Raw genomic sequence first — 18808 nt, forward strand, 5'->3', positions numbered from 1 at the left:
GGGCGCAATTCACTCAGGAGCCCGTCATGGATCCGATCACCGCGCTATCCACCCGCCTGGGCGAGCACCTGCGACGCCTCAATGCCCAGGTGACCACCGCCGAATCCTGCACCGGGGGTGGCATCGCCGAAGCCATCACTCGCATCCCCGGCAGTTCGGCCTGGTTCGAGGCGGGCTATGTCACCTATTCCAATACTCAGAAGACCCGTCAGTTGGGCGTCCCGCAACCCTTGTTCGCCGAGGTGGGCGCGGTCAGCCGGGAGGTGGTCGAGGCGATGGCGCGCGGGGCCCAGCAGGCCAGCGGTGCACGCTTTGCCGTAGCGGTCAGTGGTGTGGCCGGGCCTGATGGTGGCTCGCCGGCCAAACCGGTGGGCACGGTGTGGCTGGCCTGGGCCGATGGAGCCCATGTCAGCAGCGAACGGCGTCACTTCGACGGAGACCGCGAAGCGGTGCGCCGACAGACGGTGATCGCCGCGTTAGACGGCTTGTTACAGCTTGGCGTGGAGTAAATCGCCAAGCGGGGGTTTGCGGAAACGAATCCCTGTGGAATAATACTGGCTACTTATACAGTTATTCCGGCCGTCAGGGCCAAGTCGAACACGTGAGGATTTCAATGGACGACAACAAGAAGCGCGCCTTGGCTGCGGCCCTGGGTCAGATCGAACGCCAATTCGGCAAGGGCGCCGTCATGCGCATGGGCGACCACGAGCGCCAAGGCATCCCCGCCATCTCCACCGGTTCCCTGGGCCTGGATATCGCCCTTGGCATCGGCGGCCTGCCCAAGGGCCGTATCGTCGAGATCTACGGTCCGGAATCCTCCGGTAAAACTACGCTGACCTTGTCGGTCATTGCCGAAGCCCAGAAGAACGGCGCCACCTGCGCCTTCGTCGACGCCGAACACGCCCTCGACCCGGAATACGCTGGCAAGCTGGGCGTCAACGTTGACGACCTGCTGGTTTCGCAGCCGGACACTGGCGAGCAGGCTCTGGAAATCACCGACATGCTGGTGCGCTCCAACGCGGTCGACGTGATCATCGTCGACTCCGTGGCTGCACTGGTACCCAAGGCCGAGATCGAAGGCGAGATGGGCGACATGCACGTCGGCCTGCAGGCGCGTCTGATGTCCCAGGCGCTGCGCAAGATCACCGGTAACATCAAGAACGCCAACTGCCTGGTCATCTTCATCAACCAGATCCGTATGAAGATCGGCGTGATGTTCGGTAGCCCGGAAACCACCACCGGCGGTAACGCCCTGAAGTTCTATGCTTCGGTACGTCTGGACATTCGCCGCACTGGCGCTGTCAAGGAAGGCGACGAGGTGGTTGGTAGCGAAACCCGCGTCAAGATCGTCAAGAACAAGGTCTCGCCGCCGTTCCGTCAGGCCGAATTCCAGATTCTTTACGGCAAGGGTATCTACCGTAACGGCGAGATCATCGATCTGGGTGTTTCGCAGGGGCTGGTGGAAAAGTCCGGTGCCTGGTATGCCTACCAAGGCAACAAAATCGGCCAGGGCAAAGCCAACGCTGCCAAGTACCTGCAAGAGAACCCGGCCATCGGCGCCGAGATCGAGAAGCAAATCCGCGATAAGCTGCTCGCCACCAGCGCTGTCGCTGCTGCTGGCAAGACCGCTGCCGCTGAGGCCGATGCCGACGACATGGCTGACGCCGACGCCGGTTATTGATCTGCCCCATGTCCGCCGTACTCGACAACCCGGTCGCCGTGCGGCGGACAGCCATGGACCTGCTTGCACGCCGCGAGCATGGTCGCGTGGAACTGACGCGCAAATTGCGTCAGCGCGGCGCAACGGATGAGCTGATCGAGCCCGCGCTCGATCGGCTTGCCGAAGAAGGGCTGCTCAGTGAGGCCCGCTATCTCGAAAGCTTTATCCGCTACCGATCCAATGCAGGCTACGGCCCCGCGCGTATTCGCGAGGAGCTGGGGCAGCGTGGACTCGCCCGCAGTGATATTGACCAGGCCCTGCGTGAAAGTGAGGTGGACTGGGCGGCGCAGTTGCAAGATGTCTGGCAGCGCAAGTTCGCCGGTCAGCGCCCACATGACCCACGCAGCCGTGGGCAGCAGACACGTTTTCTTGCCTACCGTGGTTTTTCCATGGAAATGATCGGGCGGCTGCTCAGCGGCCGGGATCTCGACGACTACTGATGCCCCGCATGGCCTTCCGAAAGGAGGGCCATGCGGGGCATTTTGCGTTCAGCTCACCTTCAAAGCTTCCCGTGCCCGTTGGGTGGTGTGCATCGGCTGGGGCTTGGCCCAGTTTTCCGGCAAGTTGATAAAGTCCACCAGCTCACGCAGGCGCCCCTGGTCGCGGCCATTGAACGCGAAGGTCAGGCGTGTCAGGTGGCTGAAATTCCCCTCCTCATGTTCGGCGCCACTGTCCGGTTGCTGGTGGTAACGGCCACTCAGGCGCAAGTCGGCGAAACCTTCCTCGACGTCATGCAATGCCGCTTCGCTGAGCGGATGGTGCATGCGAATGACGAACTGGTTCTTCAGCCAGCGGCTGGAGTGGTAGTTGCTGTAGAACTGATTGATCTCATCCACGGCCTCGTCGGCACTGTGCACCAGGCGCACCAGCTTGAGGTCGCTGGGCAGGATGTAGCGGTTCTCTTCCAGCTGGCGGCTGATGAAATCAAGGCAGTCGCGCCAGAAGCTGCCACCGGGCGAATCCAGCAGCACCACAGGCACCAGCGGGCTTTTGCCGGTCTGGATCAGGGTCAACACTTCCAGGGCTTCGTCGAGGGTGCCGAAACCACCGGGGCACAGCACCAGCGCGTCGGCTTCCTTGACGAAGAACAGCTTGCGAATGAAGAAGAAGTGGAACGGCAGCAGTTTGTCGGTGCCACCGACCGTGGGGTTGGCGTGCTGCTCGAAGGGCAGGGTGATGTTGAAACCCAGGCTGTGGTCGGCGCCGGCGCCTTCGTGGGCAGCGGCCATGATGCCGCCCCCGGCACCGGTGATGACCATTAGATCGGAGCGTGCCAGCGTAGCGCCCAGCTCCCTGGCCAGGGCGTACATCGGGTGTTCCAGCGGGGTGCGCGCCGAGCCGAAGACTGTCACCTTGCGCCTTCCTTTGTAGCGTTCGAGGGTGCGGAACGACTGGTCGAGCTCGCGCAGGGCCTGCAAGGTGATCTTGGCGTTCCAGCGGTTGCGGTCGTCATGCGCCATGCGCAGGATGGTCAGCATCATGTCGCGGTACAGCGGCAGGTTGGGGCTGTTCGGGGCGACCAGCTGCAGTTGCTTGTCGATGTTGCCCAGGTCGATACCCTGGTCTCTGAAATGGTTGAACAGAAGCTCATTCGGTTGGTAAGGCATTCAACGTCTCCTTCTGCAGCAAAACCTCTGACCGGGTCGATGGTGTGTCCCGGCCGCGGCACTGCGTGTGCCGCTGGCTGCTATGGCTCGAGTGTGCACCCCGAGCATTGCAGTAGGCCTTCAAGGCCATGATGCAGTGGCAATTCCATCTTGTTGTCGTTGTTGTGGGTCTCGCTATCAATCTAGACGCTGGCGCGCCATTGCGCCGCTTACCCTGCAAGCGGGCCGTCGGTCAGGTCAGGCCCAGCCTTTACGGGGCTTTGGTTTACTGGAGGGGTGAAAAAGCGCGACACGGGAGGTGGCGGTATGCATCGACTGGTGATCGAGGTGGATGGGCAACTGTTTCAGTTGCTGGCGCGTGAGGCGCAGGCCCATCACCTGAGCCTTGAAGGTGAATGCCTGCGTCGTCTGCAAGGTACAGAGCGGCAATCACGCTATCTACAGGCCTTGCTGGCCGAATTGCGCGCCGAGGAGGAGCAACGGCGCGCCAGCGATCAGGTGGCCTGAATCACTTCTTCTTGTTGCCGGCCACGCAACTGGCGGCGTCGAAGGCCTGATCCATGATGGGCTGGTTGGTCTTGTAGACGGTGAAACGATAGACCAGCACCGCGCCCTTGGACATCAGCTGGCGGTAGCCGGTATTGCGGCAAACGCTGTCGCCCAGCTGGCTGCGGACCTGCTGCGGGTTGGCGCGCATGCGTTCGGCATGGCTTTCTCGCACGCTGAGGTGGTTGACCAACGCCTTGCCTTTTTCGACGGTGTAGCCTTGGTCGAGGATATCTTCGTTGATGGCGCGTGGAGTGCCGACGCTGCTTTCCTTGGCGACCTTCTCCAGCGTCTGTTTCAGCTCGTATTCCTGCTTGGAAGCGGCCTGGGCGGCCAGCGGCAGGGCGAGCAGCAGGCTCAGGGTCGGGGCAATTACACGCAGCATGGATCTCTCCTGGTTCGATGACTGGCGCTTTGACCTGCGCCGGCAGGCGGCGTTCCCTGAAACTCGGTGTTTCCGGCCGCCACAACCGGCGATTATAAAGGAGCCGTAGGCGGGGCTGCACGGCAAATGACGCGGCCTCTGGTAGACTGGCGCCTTGTCATCCGTAGAGTCGTTTTTTTGTGTTCGTCCCTTCTCAACGCCAAGGCTTGCAGCCATGAGCCATGCGGTAGCGCGGCTGCGCGCCGAGCGCCTGGCACGCAGCATCAAACCGTTCGTCGCCCGCGGCTCGCGTGCCGAACGCTGCCCGCAGTGCCGGGTCATCGCCACGCATTGCCTGTGTGCCTGGAAGCCCAGGGTGCAGGCCGAATCCGGCATGTGCCTGCTGATGCATGATACCGAGCCACTCAAACCCACCAATACTGGCTGGCTGATCGCCGACCTGATCGAGGATACCTCGGCCTTTGGCTGGCTGCGCACCTCGGTGGACGAGGCTTTGCTGGCGCTGCTGGAACATCCGCAGTGGCAGCCCTATATCGTGTTCCCCGGTGAATTCGTCGCCCAGGAGCGGGTGGTCAGCGAGGTCGCCTGCGCACCAGGCAAGCGCCCGCTGTTCATCCTGCTGGATGCCACCTGGACCGAAGCGCGCAAGATGTTCCGCAAGAGCCCGTACCTCGACAAATTCCCGGTACTGAGCCTGCAGGCCGAACAGATGTCGCGCTATCGCCTGCGCCGCTCCAAGCGCGACGACCATTTCTGCACTGCGGAAGTGGCGGCCATGTGCCTGGACCTGGCCGGCGACAGCCAGGCTTCGCAGGCCCTGGATGCCTATCTGGATGTGTTCAGCCTGCATTACCTCAGTGGCAAGCGGCGCCTGCCGCTCGATGAGCAGGATGAGGTACACCGGCGTTTGCATACCTTCCTATAGTCCAAGGGGCGGGCGCGGCGGATTGGTTCATACTGACGGAGCTGGCAGCCAGGGAGGTGGGTACGACCGGGCAATTGGCTTGACCACTCGGTGCGTGCTCGTCATCCTTGGCGCCGATTCGGGCACGACGAAGCTGCTGTTACCCCGGACTTCGCCGTGCCGTCCCGGCCGGCGGCCCTGCCGTTCGCGCCTTGAGTTGCCTGCCAGGCATATCCCGTATCCCCGCGCCTGGCACAGAACAGGATCCATAGATCGATGGCCACATACGAAATCCTGATTGCCGATGACCACCCGTTGTTTCGCAGCGCACTGCGCCAGGCCGTTACCCTCGGCCTCGGGCCGGACGTGCGGCTGGTTGAAGTGGCGAGCATCGCCGAACTGGAAGCCAGTCTGACGGAGAAGTCCGACTGGGACCTGGTCCTGCTGGACTTGAACATGCCCGGTGCCTATGGCTTCTCTGGCCTGGTCCTGTTGCGTGGGCAGTACCCGCAAATCCCGGTGGTAATGGTATCGGCGCAGGAAGAAGCGGCGGTCGTGGTTAAATCCCGTGAATTCGGTGCCAGCGGTTTCATTCCCAAGTCCAGCGAGCTGAGCAAGATCCAGGAAGCGGTGCGCAACGTGCTCGATGGCGATGTCTGGTGGCCACCCCAGGCATTCGAGAAGGTCGATGTATCGGCTGAGGCCAAGGCCGCCAGCGAGGGGCTCGCCAGCCTCACGCCCCAGCAGTTCCGGGTGCTGACCATGGTCTGCGAAGGCCTGCTGAACAAACAGATCGCCTACGAGCTGAGCGTGTCGGAAGCGACCATCAAGGCCCATGTGACTGCAATCTTCCGTAAGCTCGGGGTGCGCACGCGCACGCAGGCCGCGTTGCTGCTGCAACAACTTGAATCGGTTTCGGCCAGCTAAGTCCCTGCGCCTTCACGCTTTTTTGACCAGTGTCGGATTAGCCTGCCAGGCTTTCATCGATGAAGTGAGTGACACATGTCGCCATTCAAGGGCCAGACCGGCCTCAAACGGATCGTAAATGCTGCCGGCTACTCGCTGGATGGTTTGCGTACCGCCTTCAAGGGCGAAGCCGCTTTCCGCCAACTGGTGTTGCTCAATGTGCTGCTGATCCCGACGGCTTTCTGGCTGCCGGTGAGCCGCGTCGAGCGGGCGATCCTGATTGCCGTGTGCCTGCTGGGGCTGATCGTCGAACTGCTCAATTCGGCGGTGGAGGCGGCCATCGACCGTATTTCGCTGGAGCGTCATCCACTGTCGAAAAACGCCAAGGACATGGGCAGCGCCGCGCAACTGGTGGCGATGTCCATGGTGGCGGTGGTGTGGGGCGTGATCCTGCTGGGTTGACCTTCAGGCGATCGGCGGCAGGACGATTTCGTCGCTACGCTGCACGCCTGCGGTGAAGCTGCGGCACAGTTCGAGGAACTCGCGCATGGCCGAGGTCTGGTACTTCTGCTTGTGCCAGATGAAATAGAACTGCCGGGCCAGGTCCAGGGCCGGGGTTTCCACCGCTACCAGGCTGCCGCGGCGGAAGGCGTCGCGCAGGGCCAGGCGCGAGATGCAGCCGATCCCCAGGCCTGACTCCACCGCGCGCTTTATCGCTTCGGTGTGTTCCAGCTCAAGTCGAATATTGAGGTTGGCGCGATGGTGGCGCATAGCCTGGTCGAAGGTCAGGCGCGTGCCTGAACCCTGCTCACGGAGAATCCAGGCCTCGTGGGAGAGCTGCTCGATGCTGGCGTGGCCGACTTTGGCCAGCGGGTGCTGCGGGGCGCAGAACACCACCAGCTCATCTTCCACCCAGGGCTGCACTTCCAGGTCTGGGTGGTTGCAATCACCTTCGATTAGACCCAGGTCAATTTCATAGTGGGCGACCTGTTGCACGATATGCGCAGTGTTCTGCACGTGCAGTTTGACTTGGCTCTCCGGGTGTACCTGCATGAAACTGCCGATCAGCAGGGTGGCCAGGTAGTTGCCGATGGTCAGGGTGGCTCCGACCGCCAGCGAGCCGAAACCGGACTTGCCATTGAGCAGGTCCTCGATCTCTTTGGCCTGGTCGAGCAGGGCCACTGCCTGGGGCAGTAGCTGATGGCCCAGGGCGTTGAGGCTCAGGCGCTTGCCAGCGCGGTCGAACAGTTGGCAACTGGATTGGCGCTCCAGTTCGGTGATCGAGGTGCTGGCGGCTGACTGCGACAAGGCCAGCACGCCCGCAGCCCGGGACACGCTCTGGTGCTGGGCGACGGCGACGAAGACCTGAAGTTGACGAAGTGTAAATCGCATATCTATATAACCGATAACACATATCTTGATAATTCAGTTAACAGATATTGTCGCTGCCCCTAAACTATCGCGCAACTGTGCGCCTTGTGCGCGCTGCGTTTTTCTTCAGGAGCCCCATCAATGAGCAACATGAACCACGAACGTGTCCTCAGTGTTCACCACTGGAACGACACCCTGTTCAGCTTCAAGTGCACCCGTGACCCGGGCCTGCGCTTCGAGAACGGTCAGTTCGTGATGATCGGCCTGCAGCAGGAAAGCGGCCGCCCGCTCATGCGCGCCTACTCCATCGCGTCGCCGAACTGGGAAGAGCACCTGGAATTCTTCAGCATCAAGGTGCCGGACGGTCCGTTGACCTCGCAGCTGCAACACCTGAAGGAAGGCGATGAGATCATCATCAGCAAGAAGCCTACCGGCACGCTGGTACTTGACGACCTGAACCCGGGCAAGCACCTGTACCTGCTGAGCACCGGCACTGGCCTGGCGCCATTCATGAGCGTCATCCAGGACCCCGAGACCTACGAGCGTTTCGAGAAGGTGATCCTGGTCCACGGCGTGCGCTACGTGAACGAAGTCGCCTACCGCGAGTTCATCACCGAGCACCTGCCGCAGAACGAGTTCTTCGGCGAGTCCGTGCGTGACAAGCTGATCTACTACCCGACCGTGACCCGTGAGCCGTTCGAGAACCAGGGCCGTCTGACCGATCTGATGCGCAGCGGCAAGCTGTTCAGCGATATCGGCCTGCCACCGATCAACCCGCAGGACGACCGCGCGATGATCTGCGGCAGCCCGAGCATGCTCGACGAGACCAGCGAAGTGCTGGACAGCTTCGGCCTGAAGATCTCGGCGCGCATGCGCGAGCCGGGTGATTACCTGATCGAGCGCGCCTTCGTCGAGAAGTAAGGCGAGCGCGGTAAACGAAAAACGCAGGCCTTGGCCTGCGTTTTTTTATGTCTGGATAGAGCAAAGCCATTGAAGGCTCAACTATCCCGCACGACCTCCAGCACCCGGATCTGATCGGGCTGAGGGTAGTGCCAGCGCACCTGCACATCCCAGAACTTCACCCCGTACACCCGCTCGACGGGCGGTACCTGATAGGCGGGCCGCGGGTCCTGTGCCAGGCATTGCTCGATCAACGCCACCAGCGGCTCATCCAGGCGCAGCGCATGTTCGCGAGCCTGGGGCAGGGCGCTGTCACTCCACTGTACGGCGATGGGCGCCGGTGCCGCGCCAGCCATCTGGTTGGTCGCCTCAAGGATGCTGTCGGCATAGGGCACGTAGGGTTTGATATCCAGCACCGGCGTGCCGTCGAGCAGGTCGATGCCTGAAAGCAGCAGGCGCCCGGGCTCGACGCCTTCCAGGCGCACCACCGACTGACCGATGCCGTTGGGGCGGTGGGTGGCGCGGGTGGCGAACACCCCCATGCTCTTGTTGCCTCCCAGGCGCGGCGGGCGCACCTTCAGCCGTGGCTTGTCTTCCAGCGCCTCGTGGAACAGGAACAACAGCCAGACGTGGCTGACCTGCTCCAGCCCCTCTACCGCGTCCCCCTGGTCGAACGGCGGCAGCAGTTCGAGCACGCCCCGCGCTGCTGGCGCCAGTTGTGGCTGGCGCGGGATGGCGAACTTCTCCTTGAAGCAGGAGCGGACGATGCCGACCGGCGAGACCGTGTGTTGCATCAGCCACGCACGCGCTGGGTGAGGCCCTTGAGGAAGTTGCGCAGCAACTGGTCGCCGCAAGGGCGGTAGTTGTCATGGCCGACCTTGCGGAACAGCGCGCTCAGTTCGGGCTTGGACACCGGGAAGTTGACCGCCTTGAGCACCGCGTGCAGGTCGTCTTCCTTCAGCTCGAAGGCCACTCGCAGCTTCTTGAGAATGGTGTTGTTGGTCACCGGCAGCTCGACAGGCTGTGGCGGGCGGCTGTCGTCGCGGCCGCGGCGGTGGATCACCAGACCGTCGAGGAAATAGGCCATGACCTTGTCCGGGCATTGTACGAAGCCGGGCTCTTCTTCTTTCTTCACATAGCCGGCAATCGCCTCTGCGGTTACCTGCAGGCCGGCCAGGCCGATGATCTCGGCCATTTTCTGGTCGTTGGCTTTGATCATGTAGCGCAGGCTACGCATGACGTCGTTGTGGTTCATTGCAGCAAATCCTGTTCAAGAGCCGCACCTGTGCGCGCGGCAGTAATGCTAGAAACGTTCGGTGGCGGCGACATAGCGCCATTGCCCCGCAGGCAGCTTGCCCATCGACACGCCGCCCAGGCGGATGCGGCGCATGCCCAGCACCTTAAGGCCCGCGGTTTCGCACAATGCCTCGATCTGCCCGCGTTGCGGGTTCTTCAGCACCATGCGCAGGTGCTGCTCGTTCTGCCAGCTGGCCTTGGCCTTGGGCAACTCCACGCCCTTGCGCTCCACGCCGCGGGCCAGGCGTTCCAGCGCACCAGGCTTGGCTTCGCCGCTGACCTGGACGATGTATTCCTGCTCGAGGCGACGCAGGTCGGCGTCGATCTTGCGGCTGACGCGCCAGTCCTGGGTGAACACCTGCAGGCCACTGGCGCCCGGCAGCAGTGGGGCAATGCAATCCTGGCGGTTGAAATGGCCGTGCAGCGGGCGCAGGCCTTCGCGGTGGGCTTCGCTGAGGTTGGCCATGGACATGCCTGCCTGGGCGATTGCCACGCTCTGGCCAGCTTGCTGGTTGAGCAGCAAGGTCACCGGCTCCAGGGTCTCGGCGCGGGCGCCAGGCAGCAGTTCCACGCGCTGGTCGAGGATCTTGAATTGCGGCTGTTCGACCACTTCGCCATCGACCGTGACCCAGCCTCCTTCGATGTACAGTTCGGCCTCTCGGCGCGAGCAGCCAAGCTGTTCGATGAGGCGTTTGGACAGGCGGATAGGCTCGGACATGGACAATGAGTTCGCAGGGCAGGGAAAGCGCTCATTGTACCTGCCCCGGTAGGTTTGGGGCTGCAAATTGGTGTCATTTGCGCCATTTCGGCAAAGGACTGCTACCTCGTAGGCAGCGCCTCACGGCGCCGTTGCATGTGCAGCAATGGATAAGGCTGCCCCAGGCCGTCCGTTGCCGAGCGGCCAATCACCTCGAAGCCTTCGTGCAAGTAGAAGCCAAGGGCCTCGGAGTTCTGTTCGTTTACGTCCAGGCGTTCGGCATTCAATTCCGCCACTGCATAACGCAGTAGCCGTTGGCCAACGCCCCGGCCGAAATGTTCGGGCGCGACGAACAGGAGGTCGACGCGACCATTGGCCACGCCGGCAAAGCCAAGGATGCGCCGCTCACGGTCCTTGCAGCAGACCAGCATCACGGCATCCAGGTACTTGGCCAGCACATGCTCACGCAACAGTTGGATGTAGGCGTCGGGGAGGAAATCATGGGTAGCCCGTACCGATGCCTCCCAGATCCGCACCAGTTCCGGGTAGTCGGCATAGCGGGGTGTGTGCAGGGTCAGCGTCGGCTTCATCCTCGGCGGCTCCGGTGTACGTTGGCCTCTGCACAAACATAGATGCAAAAAAATACCCCGCCAGTGGGCGGGGTATTTTCAGTGCAGGGGGCTGTCAGACAGGCTCTGCCCACATGTCGTATTCATCGGCATCGACGATGCGGCAACGCACTTTGTCGCCCGGCTTGAAGCCGTGATCGCCATCGATGAACACGCTGCCGTCGATTTCCGGCGCGTCGAAGAAGCTACGGCCTACCGAGCCTTGCTCTTCGACTTCGTCGATCAGCACTTCGATTTCCTTGCCGATGCGCAGTTGCAGGCGGGCGGTGCTGATGGCCTGCTGGTGGGCCATGAAACGGTCCCAACGTTCCTGCTTGACGTCATCCGGTACTTCGTCCAGGCCCAGGTCGTTGGCCGGGGCGCCTTCCACCGGCGAGTACTGGAAGCAGCCGACGCGGTCGAGCTGGGCTTCGGTCAGCCAGTCCAGCAGGTACTGGAAGTCTTCCTCGGTCTCGCCAGGGAAGCCGACGATGAAGGTCGAACGGATCACCAGCTCGGGGCACTGTTCGCGCCAGTTCTTGATACGGGCCAGGGTGCGGTCTTCGAAGGCCGGGCGCTTCATTGACTTGAGCACCTTGGGGCTGGCGTGCTGGAACGGGATGTCCAGGTACGGCAGGATCTTGCCGGCGGCCATCAGCGGAATCACGTCGTCCACGTTCGGGTACGGATAGACGTAGTGCAGGCGCACCCAGGCGCCCAGGCTGCTCAGCGCTTCGCACAGTTCGAGCATGCGGGTCTTGACCGGGCGGCCGTTCCAGAAGTCGGTCTTGTACTTGACGTCGACGCCGTAGGCGCTGGTGTCCTGGGAAATCACCAGGATTTCCTTGACGCCGGCCTTGACCAGGCGCTCGGCCTCGCTCAGCACTTCACCGACCGGGCGGCTGACCAGCTTGCCGCGCATCGACGGAATGATGCAGAAGCTGCAGCTGTGGTTGCAGCCTTCGGAAATCTTCAGGTAGGCGTAGTGGCGCGGGGTCAGTTTCACGCCTTGCGGCGGCACCAGGTCGATCAGCGGGTTGTGGTCCTGGCGTGGCGGTACCACTTCGTGCACGGCGTTGACCACCTGCTCGTACTGCTGGGGGCCGGTGACCGACAGCACACTCGGGTGCACGTCACGGATGCTGCCCTCTTCGACACCCATGCAGCCGGTGACGATGACCTTGCCGTTTTCCTTGATGGCTTCGCCGATCACTTCCAGCGACTCGGCCTTGGCGCTGTCGATGAAGCCGCAGGTGTTGACCACCACCACGTCGGCGTCCTCGTAGGTCGGCACGACTTCATAGCCTTCCATGCGCAGCTGGGTCAGGATGCGCTCGGAATCGACCAGGGCCTTTGGGCAACCCAGGGAAACGAAGCCGACCTTAGGGGTGGCGGGAGTGGTGGACATGGCTAACCTCGGTATTGAATACAGGTCGCCCGGCCGGTAACGGGGGCGATCCTGGCGGGCGCTTTTCGCGCCTCTGATCAAAAAGTGCGCAATTCTAGCGAGCGCAAGGTCGCTTGACCAGCAGAAATACGACGAACGCTGCGCTATGCTTCGCGCCGTTGCGCGGGGGCCTGTGGGATGCCCCGACGCGGATGGGAATTCAATCGGTCTAACAGGCCTTCTGCGGGAGTGGTCGATGGTTCAGGCAAGCAGTCACGCCGAGGGCGGGCACGAAGGAAAGCAGGGCGCGACGCGGTCGCTGGGCCTGCTCGTGGCAGCTGTTGGGGTGGTCTATGGAGATATCGGCACCAGCCCGCTGTACACCCTCAAAGAGGTCTTCAGCGGTGGTTATGGCGTACCGGTCAACCACGATGGGGTGCTGGGCATCCTGTCGCTGATCCTCTGGTCGCTGCTGTGGGTGGTGTCGTTCAAGTACGTGATGTTCATCCTGCGCGCCGACAACCAGGGCGAGGGCGGCACCATGGCGCTGACCGCGCTGGCGCGGCGGGCCACGGCCAGCCATCCCAAGCTGCGTGCGTTGATGGTCATCTGCGGCCTGATCGGCGCCTCGTTGTTCTATGGCGACAGCATGATCACCCCGGCGGTGTCGGTGCTGTCGGCGGTGGAGGGCATGGGCCTGGCGTTCGACGGTATCGATCACTGGGTGGTGCCGATCTCGCTTGTGGTGCTGGTGGCGCTGTTCCTGGTGCAGAAGCACGGCACCGAGACCATCGGCAAGCTGTTCGGCCCGATCATGGTCACCTGGTTCCTGGTGCTGGGGGCGCTCGGCGTGCATGGCATCTCGCAGAGCCCGGAAGTGCTCAAGGCCTTTAACCCGGGCTGGGCGTTGAATTTCTTCATCGTTCACCCGGGCATGGGCGTGGCGATCCTCGGTGCCGTGGTGCTGGCGCTGACGGGGGCCGAGGCGCTGTATGCCGACATGGGCCACTTCGGCCGCAAGCCGATCGCCCGCGCCTGGTTCATCCTGGTGCTGCCGGCGCTGGTGCTCAACTACTTTGGCCAGGGGGCAATGCTGCTGCAGAACCCCGAAGCCGCCCGTAACCCCTTCTACCTGCTGGCACCGAGCTGGGCATTGCTGCCGTTGGTGGGCCTGGCCACCATGGCCACGGTGATCGCCTCGCAGGCGGTCATCTCGGGTGCCTTCTCCCTGACCCGCCAAGCCATCCAGCTCGGTTACATCCCGCGCATGCAGATCCAGCACACCTCCAGCGACGAGCAGGGGCAGATCTACATCGGTGCGGTGAACTGGACGCTGATGGTCGGCGTGGTGCTGCTGGTGATCGGCTTCGAATCGTCCGGCGCCCTGGCTGCGGCCTATGGGGTGGCGGTGACCGGCACCATGTTGATGACCACCATCCTGGTGTCGGCGGTGATGCTGCTGCTGTGGAAATGGCCACCGGTGCTGGCGGTACCGATTCTGGTGGGCTTCCTGTTCGTCGATGGGCTGTTCTTCGCCGCCAACGTGCCGAAGATCGTCCAGGGCGGTGCTTTCCCGGTATTGGCGGGGATCGTGCTGTTCGTGCTGATGAGCACCTGGAAGCGCGGCAAGCAGATCCTGGTCGACCGCATCGACGAAGGCGCGTTGCCGCTGCCGCTGTTCATCGGCAGCATCCGTGTGCAGCCACCGCACCGGGTCGAGGGCACGGCGGTGTTCCTTACCGCGCGATCGGACGCCGTGCCCCACGCGCTGTTGCACAACATGCTGCACAACCAGGTACTGCACAGCCAGGTGGTGTTGTTGACCGTGGTCAGCGAGGATCGGCCGCGGGTGCCGGAGAGCGAGCGTTTTGAAGTGGAGGCCTATGGCGACGGGTTCTTCCGCGTGCTGCTGCATTTCGGCTTCATGGATGAGCCTGATGTACCGGCAGCATTGAAGCTGTGCCACCTGGACGAGCTGGATTTCAGCCCGATGCGCACCACCTATTTCCTCAGCCGGGAAACGGTGATCGCATCGCGCCTGGAGGGGATGTCGCGCTGGCGCGGCAACCTGTTCGCGTTCCTGCTCAAGAACGCCAACGGTAACCTGCGCTTCTTCAACCTGCCGTTGAACCGGGTGATCGAGCTGGGAACCCAGGTCGAGATCTAGAAACAGCAAGGGGCCGCATAGCGGCCCCTTTTCACATCACTTCTCAGCGACGCTGGACTTCCCCTGGCGGGTCTCGATCTCGTTGATCAGACGCTTGGCCAGTGCCGGGTAGTTCTCGTCGAAGTGGTGACCGCCGGGCAGCTTCATGCGCTCGCCCACGGCAGTCTTGTCGGTGCAGCCGCTTTCGTCGGTTTCCTCGACACCGTACACGCACACCACCTTGGCGGCGGGCAGCTTGGCCATTTCCTGACCGGTCGGGGCTTCCTGGCCTTCCTTGCCCAACCAGCCCTCGACTTCGATCTCGAAGCTGCCGCTGCGGGCGAAGGCCAGCAGGATCACCGCATCGACGCGCTTCTGGTCCTCTTCGGGCAGGCGGTTGTAGATGGCCGGCAGTACGTCGGCGCCGAACGAGTAGCCGGTCAGCACGAAGCGCTTGGTGCCCCATTTCTGGCGGTAGTGCTGCATCAGCTCGGACAGGTCGGCGGCGCTTTGTTCCGGCGTCTTGTGCTGCCAGTAGTAGCGCAGGGTATCGATGCCCACGACTGGGAAGCCGAGCTTGGCCATCTCGCCGGCGACGTCACGGTCCAGGTCGCGCCAGCCGCCGTCACCGGAGAGGAACAGGGTGACGGTGTCGGTGGTCTGCCCGGCTGGCACTTCCACTACCGGGATCGCCAGGGCATTGCCGTCCTGGCCAACCAGGGCTTGGGTGAGCTGGGCCTTGAGTACCTGGGGCAGGTGGATGTCGTAGTCGGCAATGCTGGTCTCGGCGTTGGCCTGGTCGCGCACGAAGGCGGCGCTGGCATCGTCCGGGTTGTCGTTCCAGGCCACGTTCCAGTGGCCGTGGGCGGCGGATTTGGGCAATTCAACCTGGCAGCCCGGTTGTTCAAGGGTGAAGTCCACCGAGATGGCGCGGGCCTTGTCGTCGCTTTGTGTAGCCAGCCAGCGCCAGGCCTGGGCGGCGCCAGGGCCGATGCCGGCGACCACGGTGGGTTTGTCGGACAACTGCGCCAGTGCCTCAGTCATGGCCGCCTGCTGTTTGCCGCAGTCGGCCGGCGGCAGGATCACCTGCACCAATTGAGCTTCGCCGGCCTGGCTCAGGTCCAGCAGCTGCTTGTCGCTCAAGGCCTGCTCCTGCGGCACGCCGATGGCTACCCGGGCCTTGGCATGCACGCCAGGGGTGGCCCGGGTCAGGCTGCTGCCGTCGCCCAGGGTCAGGTGGTCCAGGCGCGCCTCCGGCGCAGGGCGAGTCCACAGCCAGAAGGCCGCGCCGCCGGCCAGGGCGGCCAGCAGCAGGGGAATCAGTACGTACAGCCAATAGCGTCGGATCATCAACGTTTCACCAATCCAGTCAGGCCACCAGCAATCAGGGCGGCGGTATCAGCCAGTGCCACCAGCGGGTCGAGCCCGGCCGGCACGGCCATGTAACGGGGTTCCCAGTCCGGCTGGAACTTGTCCTTGAAGCGCCGCAGGCCCTGGAAGTTGTACAGCTGCTCGCCACGCTGGAACACCATCGAACCCAGGCGTTGGGTCAAGGGTGCGCCGCGCCGCGGCTGCAAGCCGGAAAGGGGGACCATCCCCAGGCTGAAACGGCCATAGTCATGGCTCTTGTAGTGGAGGATCAGGCCAACCATCATGAATTCCATGGTCAGCTTCGGCGCGTCCGGGTGGGCGCGCATCAGGTCCAGGCTGGCCAGCTCGTTGCTGTGGGTTTCCAGCAGGTTGGCAAAGGCCACCGGGCGGCCCTGGAAGCGGATCAGCGCGATGCGAAAGTGCTGCAGGTATTCAGGGCTGAAGCGGCCGAGCGAGAAGCCTTTCTCGCGCACGTTCTTGCCTTCGAGCCAGGCGTCGGAGATTTCCTTGAGCTCCGCCAGCGGCGCATGGCCAGGCTCGTGGACCTCAAGGGTCAGGCCGTCGCGTCCACCGCGGTTCCAGGTGTAGCGCAGGTCCTTCATCTCCTTGCCCTTGGCTTCGAGGTCGAAGCGGCGCAGGTCGACGCGGGCTTCTTCGCCCAGCTTGATCGCGGTCAGGCCGATGTCCATGTAGAACGGCAGGTTCTCCGCGCGTACCTGGTAGAACACCGGGCGCGCGTGGTGCAGGTCGCACAGGTCGCGGAACTGCCAGATCATCTCGGCGCGCTCCTGAGCCGGCCCGATCGGGTCGTACAAAGCCACCAGGCTGCGACCACGGCGGGCGTACATGAGGAAGGCGTTGCCACTGGGATGGAACAGCAGGGCCTTGTCGCCGGTCAGCGCCAGGCCTCCGTCGGGCTGGTCCGAGGCCAGCAGGATGCGGTTGGCGCGTTGCAGTTCGTCTTCGCTGGGCAGGTGGATCACCGGGCGCGCGGTGCGCAGCAGCCAGGTCAGGGCGACGATCACCAGCAGCACGGCGCTGCCCATGGCCGCGCGCAGGCCGCGTGGGGCATCGGCATCAAGGGTGAACTGCCACCACAGTTTGTGGGTGTAGGGTACGTCCTGGTAGGCAAACAGCAGCAGCCAGATCGACGCACCGACCACGCAGGCGCTGGCCACCAGGTACACCGGCGAGAACGGCAGCTCGAGCAGCCTGCTGGGGCGATAGAACGAACGGCGGAACAGTGCCAGCAGGGCAGCGGTGAGGCACATGAGCGTGGCTTCTTCCCAGTCGAAGCCCTTGAGCAGCGACAGGACTGCGCCTACCAGCAGCAGCACGGTGGTCAGTAGCCAGGCGGCTGACAGACGGCGGCGCAGGCCCTGGGCCAGCAGCAGGCACAGCACGCCGATGAGGCTGGCGCCGAAGTGAGACGCATCGATCAGTCGGTGCGGAATCAGGAAACCCATGTGTTCCAGGCGGCTGTCGATCTCGGGGGTGGCGCCGGAGAACAGCAGCACCACGCCGGAGAGGAACACCAGGATTGCCAGGACCGGTGCCGCCAGCCCGGAAGCCGCGCGGATGGCTTGTTGGGCGAACAGCAGGCGGCGCGCTTCGTTGGCCAGCAGCAGTACGCACGCCAGCAGCAGCGGCAGCACAACGTAAATGAGTCGGTACAGCAGCAGGGCGGCGGCCAGTGGTGCGGCGCCCAGCTGGTTGGCAAAGGCGGCCAGCAGGATCGCCTCGAACACACCGACACCGCCGGGTACGTGGCTCAGCACACCGGCAGCCAGTGCCAGCAGGTAGACCAGTACAAAGGCCCCGAATGGCGGCGCTTCCGGCAGCAGCAGGTACAGCACGGTGGCGGCGGCGGCTACGTCCAGCGCGGTGATCAGCAGTTGCAGGCCGGCCAGGCGAGCGCTTGGCAGGCGCAGGGTGCGGCGGCCGAACTGAACCAGCAGGCTGTCCTTGAGCGGTTGTTCCGCCAGGCGGCGACGGTACAGGCCCATTACCAATGCTGCGGTCATGACCAGTACTGCCACGGCAATCCCACCCAGCAGCGGCGCGGGCAGGCGCAGTGCAGTGGCTGCTGCCGGCAGGTCGCTGAGGGTGGCCAGGGCCGCCAGCGGCGGCAGCGCGCAGCCCAGTGACAGGCTGGCGAACACGGTCATGCGTGCGACTTCCGCGGCGCTCAGGCCCTGGCGGGCATACAGGCGATAACGTACCGAACCACCGGAGAGCATCGACAGGCCGATGGCATTACCAATCGCGAAGGCGCTGAAACCACCTAGCACCAGGGTTCGCGGCGGTAACTGCACCGCCGCGAAACGGCTGGCCGACCATTCGTAGCCCAGCAGGATCAGGAAGCCGACTGCGGTAGCCAGCAGTGCTCCCAGCAACGCGTTGGACGGCACGCTGAGCATGGCGTCATGCAGCGCGTAGATGTCCAGCTCGCTTAACAGGTGGCGGCAGGCAATCAGGCCCATGGTGAACAGCACCAGGGTCAGCGCGAGGCCCAGGGGTTGGCGGTACTTGCTCAGGCGTTCCAGCCAGGGCAGGCGTTGCGCAGCCGTAGGCAAGGCCGCAGTCAGCGGTGCCTGGGTTTCGGGGGTGGGGGCGGTCATGGGGTACCCCGTGCGGTCAGCGCGAGGTGCAAGCGAGCTACGGCCAAGTGAAAATCCCTTTGGAAAAACGTGTCCAGATATTACTCCGGCCCATGTAGTTAATCTGTTTCAGGATAGTTAAAGATAGTTCATTCAGCTATGTGGATCAGCGGCGGGGGCGAGGCGGGAGGCGCACTGCGCCTGGTCTGCATGGCTCAAAGCGATGGGCCGGAATGCAACAAGCCCCGCACTATCTTTCGATAGGCGGGGCTTGCTCTGACGAATATGGTTGCGGGAGCCGGATTTGAACCGACGACCTTCGGGTTATGAGCCCGACGAGCTACCAGGCTGCTCCATCCCGCGT

General features: G+C 63.5%; 19 protein-coding genes and 1 tRNA gene. 9 read left to right on the forward strand and 11 right to left on the reverse strand.

Going from position 1 to position 18808, the window contains the following annotated elements; translation table 11 throughout:
- Positions 1–26: 26 nt before the first annotated feature.
- The 3 genes from F6X61_RS17105 to recX all read left to right on the forward strand — a co-directional run bounded on the left by F6X61_RS17105 (position 27) and on the right by recX (position 2160).
- Entirely contained in the window at positions 27–509 is a 483-nt protein-coding gene (locus F6X61_RS17105) for a CinA family protein (RefSeq protein WP_153787607.1), read from the forward strand.
- A 104-nt stretch (positions 510–613) separates the two neighbouring features.
- On the forward strand, positions 614–1681 hold the full coding sequence (recA, locus tag F6X61_RS17110) for a recombinase RecA (RefSeq protein WP_153787608.1): 1068 nt from the start codon (positions 614–616) through the stop codon (positions 1679–1681).
- Positions 1682–1689: 8 nt separating this feature from the next.
- Positions 1690–2160: a recombination regulator RecX gene (recX, locus tag F6X61_RS17115; RefSeq protein WP_153787609.1), complete on the forward strand. Its 471-nt coding sequence runs from the start codon at positions 1690–1692 to the stop codon at positions 2158–2160.
- 48 nt (positions 2161–2208) lie between these two features.
- Here the strand turns inward: recX and F6X61_RS17120 are convergent, their stop codons facing one another.
- Positions 2209–3327, reverse strand: a complete 1119-nt coding sequence (locus F6X61_RS17120) for an LOG family protein (protein WP_153787610.1) — start codon at positions 3325–3327, stop codon at positions 2209–2211.
- Positions 3328–3633: 306 nt separating this feature from the next.
- Here F6X61_RS17120 and F6X61_RS17125 point away from each other — a divergent pair, with 306 nt between their 5' ends.
- On the forward strand, positions 3634–3834 hold the full coding sequence (locus F6X61_RS17125) for a hypothetical protein (protein WP_153787611.1): 201 nt from the start codon (positions 3634–3636) through the stop codon (positions 3832–3834).
- A 1-nt stretch (position 3835) separates the two neighbouring features.
- On the opposite strand, the gene F6X61_RS17130 is transcribed toward F6X61_RS17125, so the two are convergent.
- Positions 3836–4258, reverse strand: a complete 423-nt coding sequence (locus tag F6X61_RS17130) for a quorum-sensing-regulated virulence factor family protein (RefSeq protein ID WP_153787612.1) — start codon at positions 4256–4258, stop codon at positions 3836–3838.
- 214 nt (positions 4259–4472) lie between these two features.
- Here F6X61_RS17130 and F6X61_RS17135 point away from each other — a divergent pair, with 214 nt between their 5' ends.
- The 3 genes from F6X61_RS17135 (at position 4473) to F6X61_RS17145 (ending at position 6530) form a co-directional block, all read left to right on the forward strand.
- Complete coding sequence (locus tag F6X61_RS17135) at positions 4473–5183, forward strand: tRNA-uridine aminocarboxypropyltransferase (RefSeq protein WP_153787613.1); 711 nt, start codon at positions 4473–4475, stop codon at positions 5181–5183.
- A gap of 255 nt (positions 5184–5438) precedes the next feature.
- Complete coding sequence (erdR, locus tag F6X61_RS17140; protein WP_125465164.1) at positions 5439–6089, forward strand: response regulator transcription factor ErdR; 651 nt, start codon at positions 5439–5441, stop codon at positions 6087–6089.
- A gap of 75 nt (positions 6090–6164) precedes the next feature.
- On the forward strand, positions 6165–6530 hold the full coding sequence (locus F6X61_RS17145; protein ID WP_153787614.1) for a diacylglycerol kinase: 366 nt from the start codon (positions 6165–6167) through the stop codon (positions 6528–6530).
- 3 nt (positions 6531–6533) lie between these two features.
- On the opposite strand, the gene finR is transcribed toward F6X61_RS17145, so the two are convergent.
- Positions 6534–7460: a LysR family transcriptional regulator FinR gene (gene finR, locus F6X61_RS17150; RefSeq protein WP_153787615.1), complete on the reverse strand. Its 927-nt coding sequence runs from the start codon at positions 7458–7460 to the stop codon at positions 6534–6536.
- A gap of 120 nt (positions 7461–7580) precedes the next feature.
- Here finR and fpr point away from each other — a divergent pair, with 120 nt between their 5' ends.
- Positions 7581–8360 carry a ferredoxin-NADP reductase gene (gene fpr, locus F6X61_RS17155; RefSeq protein ID WP_110738446.1) on the forward strand — a complete coding sequence of 260 codons (780 nt, stop codon included), beginning with the start codon at positions 7581–7583 and terminating at the stop codon, positions 8358–8360.
- 77 nt (positions 8361–8437) lie between these two features.
- On the opposite strand, the gene tsaA is transcribed toward fpr, so the two are convergent.
- From tsaA to rimO, 5 genes are all read right to left on the reverse strand, one after another.
- Entirely contained in the window at positions 8438–9133 is a 696-nt protein-coding gene (gene tsaA, locus F6X61_RS17160; RefSeq protein ID WP_153787616.1) for a tRNA (N6-threonylcarbamoyladenosine(37)-N6)-methyltransferase TrmO, read from the reverse strand.
- Positions 9133–9594, reverse strand: coding sequence for a DUF1456 family protein (locus F6X61_RS17165; protein ID WP_153787617.1), 462 nt, complete (start codon positions 9592–9594; stop codon positions 9133–9135). The genes tsaA and F6X61_RS17165 overlap by 1 nt, the downstream gene beginning before the upstream one ends.
- Before the next feature lie 48 nt (positions 9595–9642).
- Positions 9643–10353: an rRNA pseudouridine synthase gene (locus tag F6X61_RS17170; RefSeq protein WP_153787618.1), complete on the reverse strand. Its 711-nt coding sequence runs from the start codon at positions 10351–10353 to the stop codon at positions 9643–9645.
- 101 nt (positions 10354–10454) lie between these two features.
- Positions 10455–10922, reverse strand: coding sequence for a GNAT family N-acetyltransferase (locus F6X61_RS17175; protein ID WP_153787619.1), 468 nt, complete (start codon positions 10920–10922; stop codon positions 10455–10457).
- A gap of 94 nt (positions 10923–11016) precedes the next feature.
- Positions 11017–12348: a 30S ribosomal protein S12 methylthiotransferase RimO gene (gene rimO / locus F6X61_RS17180; protein WP_153787620.1), complete on the reverse strand. Its 1332-nt coding sequence runs from the start codon at positions 12346–12348 to the stop codon at positions 11017–11019.
- A 235-nt stretch (positions 12349–12583) separates the two neighbouring features.
- Here rimO and F6X61_RS17185 point away from each other — a divergent pair, with 235 nt between their 5' ends.
- Positions 12584–14494 carry a potassium transporter Kup gene (locus F6X61_RS17185; RefSeq protein WP_153787621.1) on the forward strand — a complete coding sequence of 637 codons (1911 nt, stop codon included), beginning with the start codon at positions 12584–12586 and terminating at the stop codon, positions 14492–14494.
- Between the two features lie 36 nt (positions 14495–14530).
- Here F6X61_RS17185 and F6X61_RS17190 read toward each other — a convergent pair whose 3' ends face one another.
- The 3 genes from F6X61_RS17190 to F6X61_RS17200 all read right to left on the reverse strand — a co-directional run bounded on the left by F6X61_RS17190 (position 14531) and on the right by F6X61_RS17200 (position 18807).
- Positions 14531–15823, reverse strand: a complete 1293-nt coding sequence (locus F6X61_RS17190; RefSeq protein ID WP_153787622.1) for a virulence factor family protein — start codon at positions 15821–15823, stop codon at positions 14531–14533.
- The gene (gene mprF, locus F6X61_RS17195) at positions 15823–18465 is read right to left on the reverse strand and encodes a bifunctional lysylphosphatidylglycerol flippase/synthetase MprF (protein WP_153787623.1); all 2643 of its coding nucleotides are present in this window, start codon (positions 18463–18465) and stop codon (positions 15823–15825) included. The genes F6X61_RS17190 and mprF overlap by 1 nt, the downstream gene beginning before the upstream one ends.
- A gap of 265 nt (positions 18466–18730) precedes the next feature.
- A tRNA-Met gene (locus tag F6X61_RS17200) sits at positions 18731–18807 on the reverse strand.
- Between the last annotated feature and the right edge of the window lies 1 nt (position 18808).

It is taken from the genome of Pseudomonas sp. EMN2 (genome assembly GCF_009650555.1).
Classification (GTDB): domain Bacteria; phylum Pseudomonadota; class Gammaproteobacteria; order Pseudomonadales; family Pseudomonadaceae; genus Aquipseudomonas; species Aquipseudomonas sichuanensis.

Excerpts from the sequence above, each read along its gene's own strand:
- F6X61_RS17145 (WP_153787614.1), top strand. The coding sequence starts at position 6,165 with ATGTCGCCATTCAAGGGCCAGACCGGCCTCAAACGGATCGTAAATGCT.
- F6X61_RS17175 (WP_153787619.1), bottom strand. The coding sequence starts at position 10,922 with ATGAAGCCGACGCTGACCCTGCACACACCCCGCTATGCCGACTACCCG.
- F6X61_RS17165 (WP_153787617.1), bottom strand. The coding sequence starts at position 9,594 with ATGAACCACAACGACGTCATGCGTAGCCTGCGCTACATGATCAAAGCC.
- F6X61_RS17170 (WP_153787618.1), bottom strand. The coding sequence starts at position 10,353 with ATGTCCGAGCCTATCCGCCTGTCCAAACGCCTCATCGAACAGCTTGGC.
- recX (WP_153787609.1), top strand. The coding sequence starts at position 1,690 with ATGTCCGCCGTACTCGACAACCCGGTCGCCGTGCGGCGGACAGCCATG.
- tsaA (WP_153787616.1), bottom strand. The coding sequence starts at position 9,133 with ATGCAACACACGGTCTCGCCGGTCGGCATCGTCCGCTCCTGCTTCAAG.
- mprF (WP_153787623.1), bottom strand. The coding sequence starts at position 18,465 with ATGACCGCCCCCACCCCCGAAACCCAGGCACCGCTGACTGCGGCCTTG.
- F6X61_RS17105 (WP_153787607.1), top strand. The coding sequence starts at position 27 with ATGGATCCGATCACCGCGCTATCCACCCGCCTGGGCGAGCACCTGCGA.
- F6X61_RS17135 (WP_153787613.1), top strand. The coding sequence starts at position 4,473 with ATGAGCCATGCGGTAGCGCGGCTGCGCGCCGAGCGCCTGGCACGCAGC.
- recA (WP_153787608.1), top strand. The coding sequence starts at position 614 with ATGGACGACAACAAGAAGCGCGCCTTGGCTGCGGCCCTGGGTCAGATC.
- F6X61_RS17125 (WP_153787611.1), top strand. The coding sequence starts at position 3,634 with ATGCATCGACTGGTGATCGAGGTGGATGGGCAACTGTTTCAGTTGCTG.
- finR (WP_153787615.1), bottom strand. The coding sequence starts at position 7,460 with ATGCGATTTACACTTCGTCAACTTCAGGTCTTCGTCGCCGTCGCCCAG.
- F6X61_RS17190 (WP_153787622.1), bottom strand. The coding sequence starts at position 15,823 with ATGATCCGACGCTATTGGCTGTACGTACTGATTCCCCTGCTGCTGGCC.
- rimO (WP_153787620.1), bottom strand. The coding sequence starts at position 12,348 with ATGTCCACCACTCCCGCCACCCCTAAGGTCGGCTTCGTTTCCCTGGGT.
- F6X61_RS17185 (WP_153787621.1), top strand. The coding sequence starts at position 12,584 with ATGGTTCAGGCAAGCAGTCACGCCGAGGGCGGGCACGAAGGAAAGCAG.
- F6X61_RS17130 (WP_153787612.1), bottom strand. The coding sequence starts at position 4,258 with ATGCTGCGTGTAATTGCCCCGACCCTGAGCCTGCTGCTCGCCCTGCCG.
- fpr (WP_110738446.1), top strand. The coding sequence starts at position 7,581 with ATGAGCAACATGAACCACGAACGTGTCCTCAGTGTTCACCACTGGAAC.
- F6X61_RS17120 (WP_153787610.1), bottom strand. The coding sequence starts at position 3,327 with ATGCCTTACCAACCGAATGAGCTTCTGTTCAACCATTTCAGAGACCAG.
- erdR (WP_125465164.1), top strand. The coding sequence starts at position 5,439 with ATGGCCACATACGAAATCCTGATTGCCGATGACCACCCGTTGTTTCGC.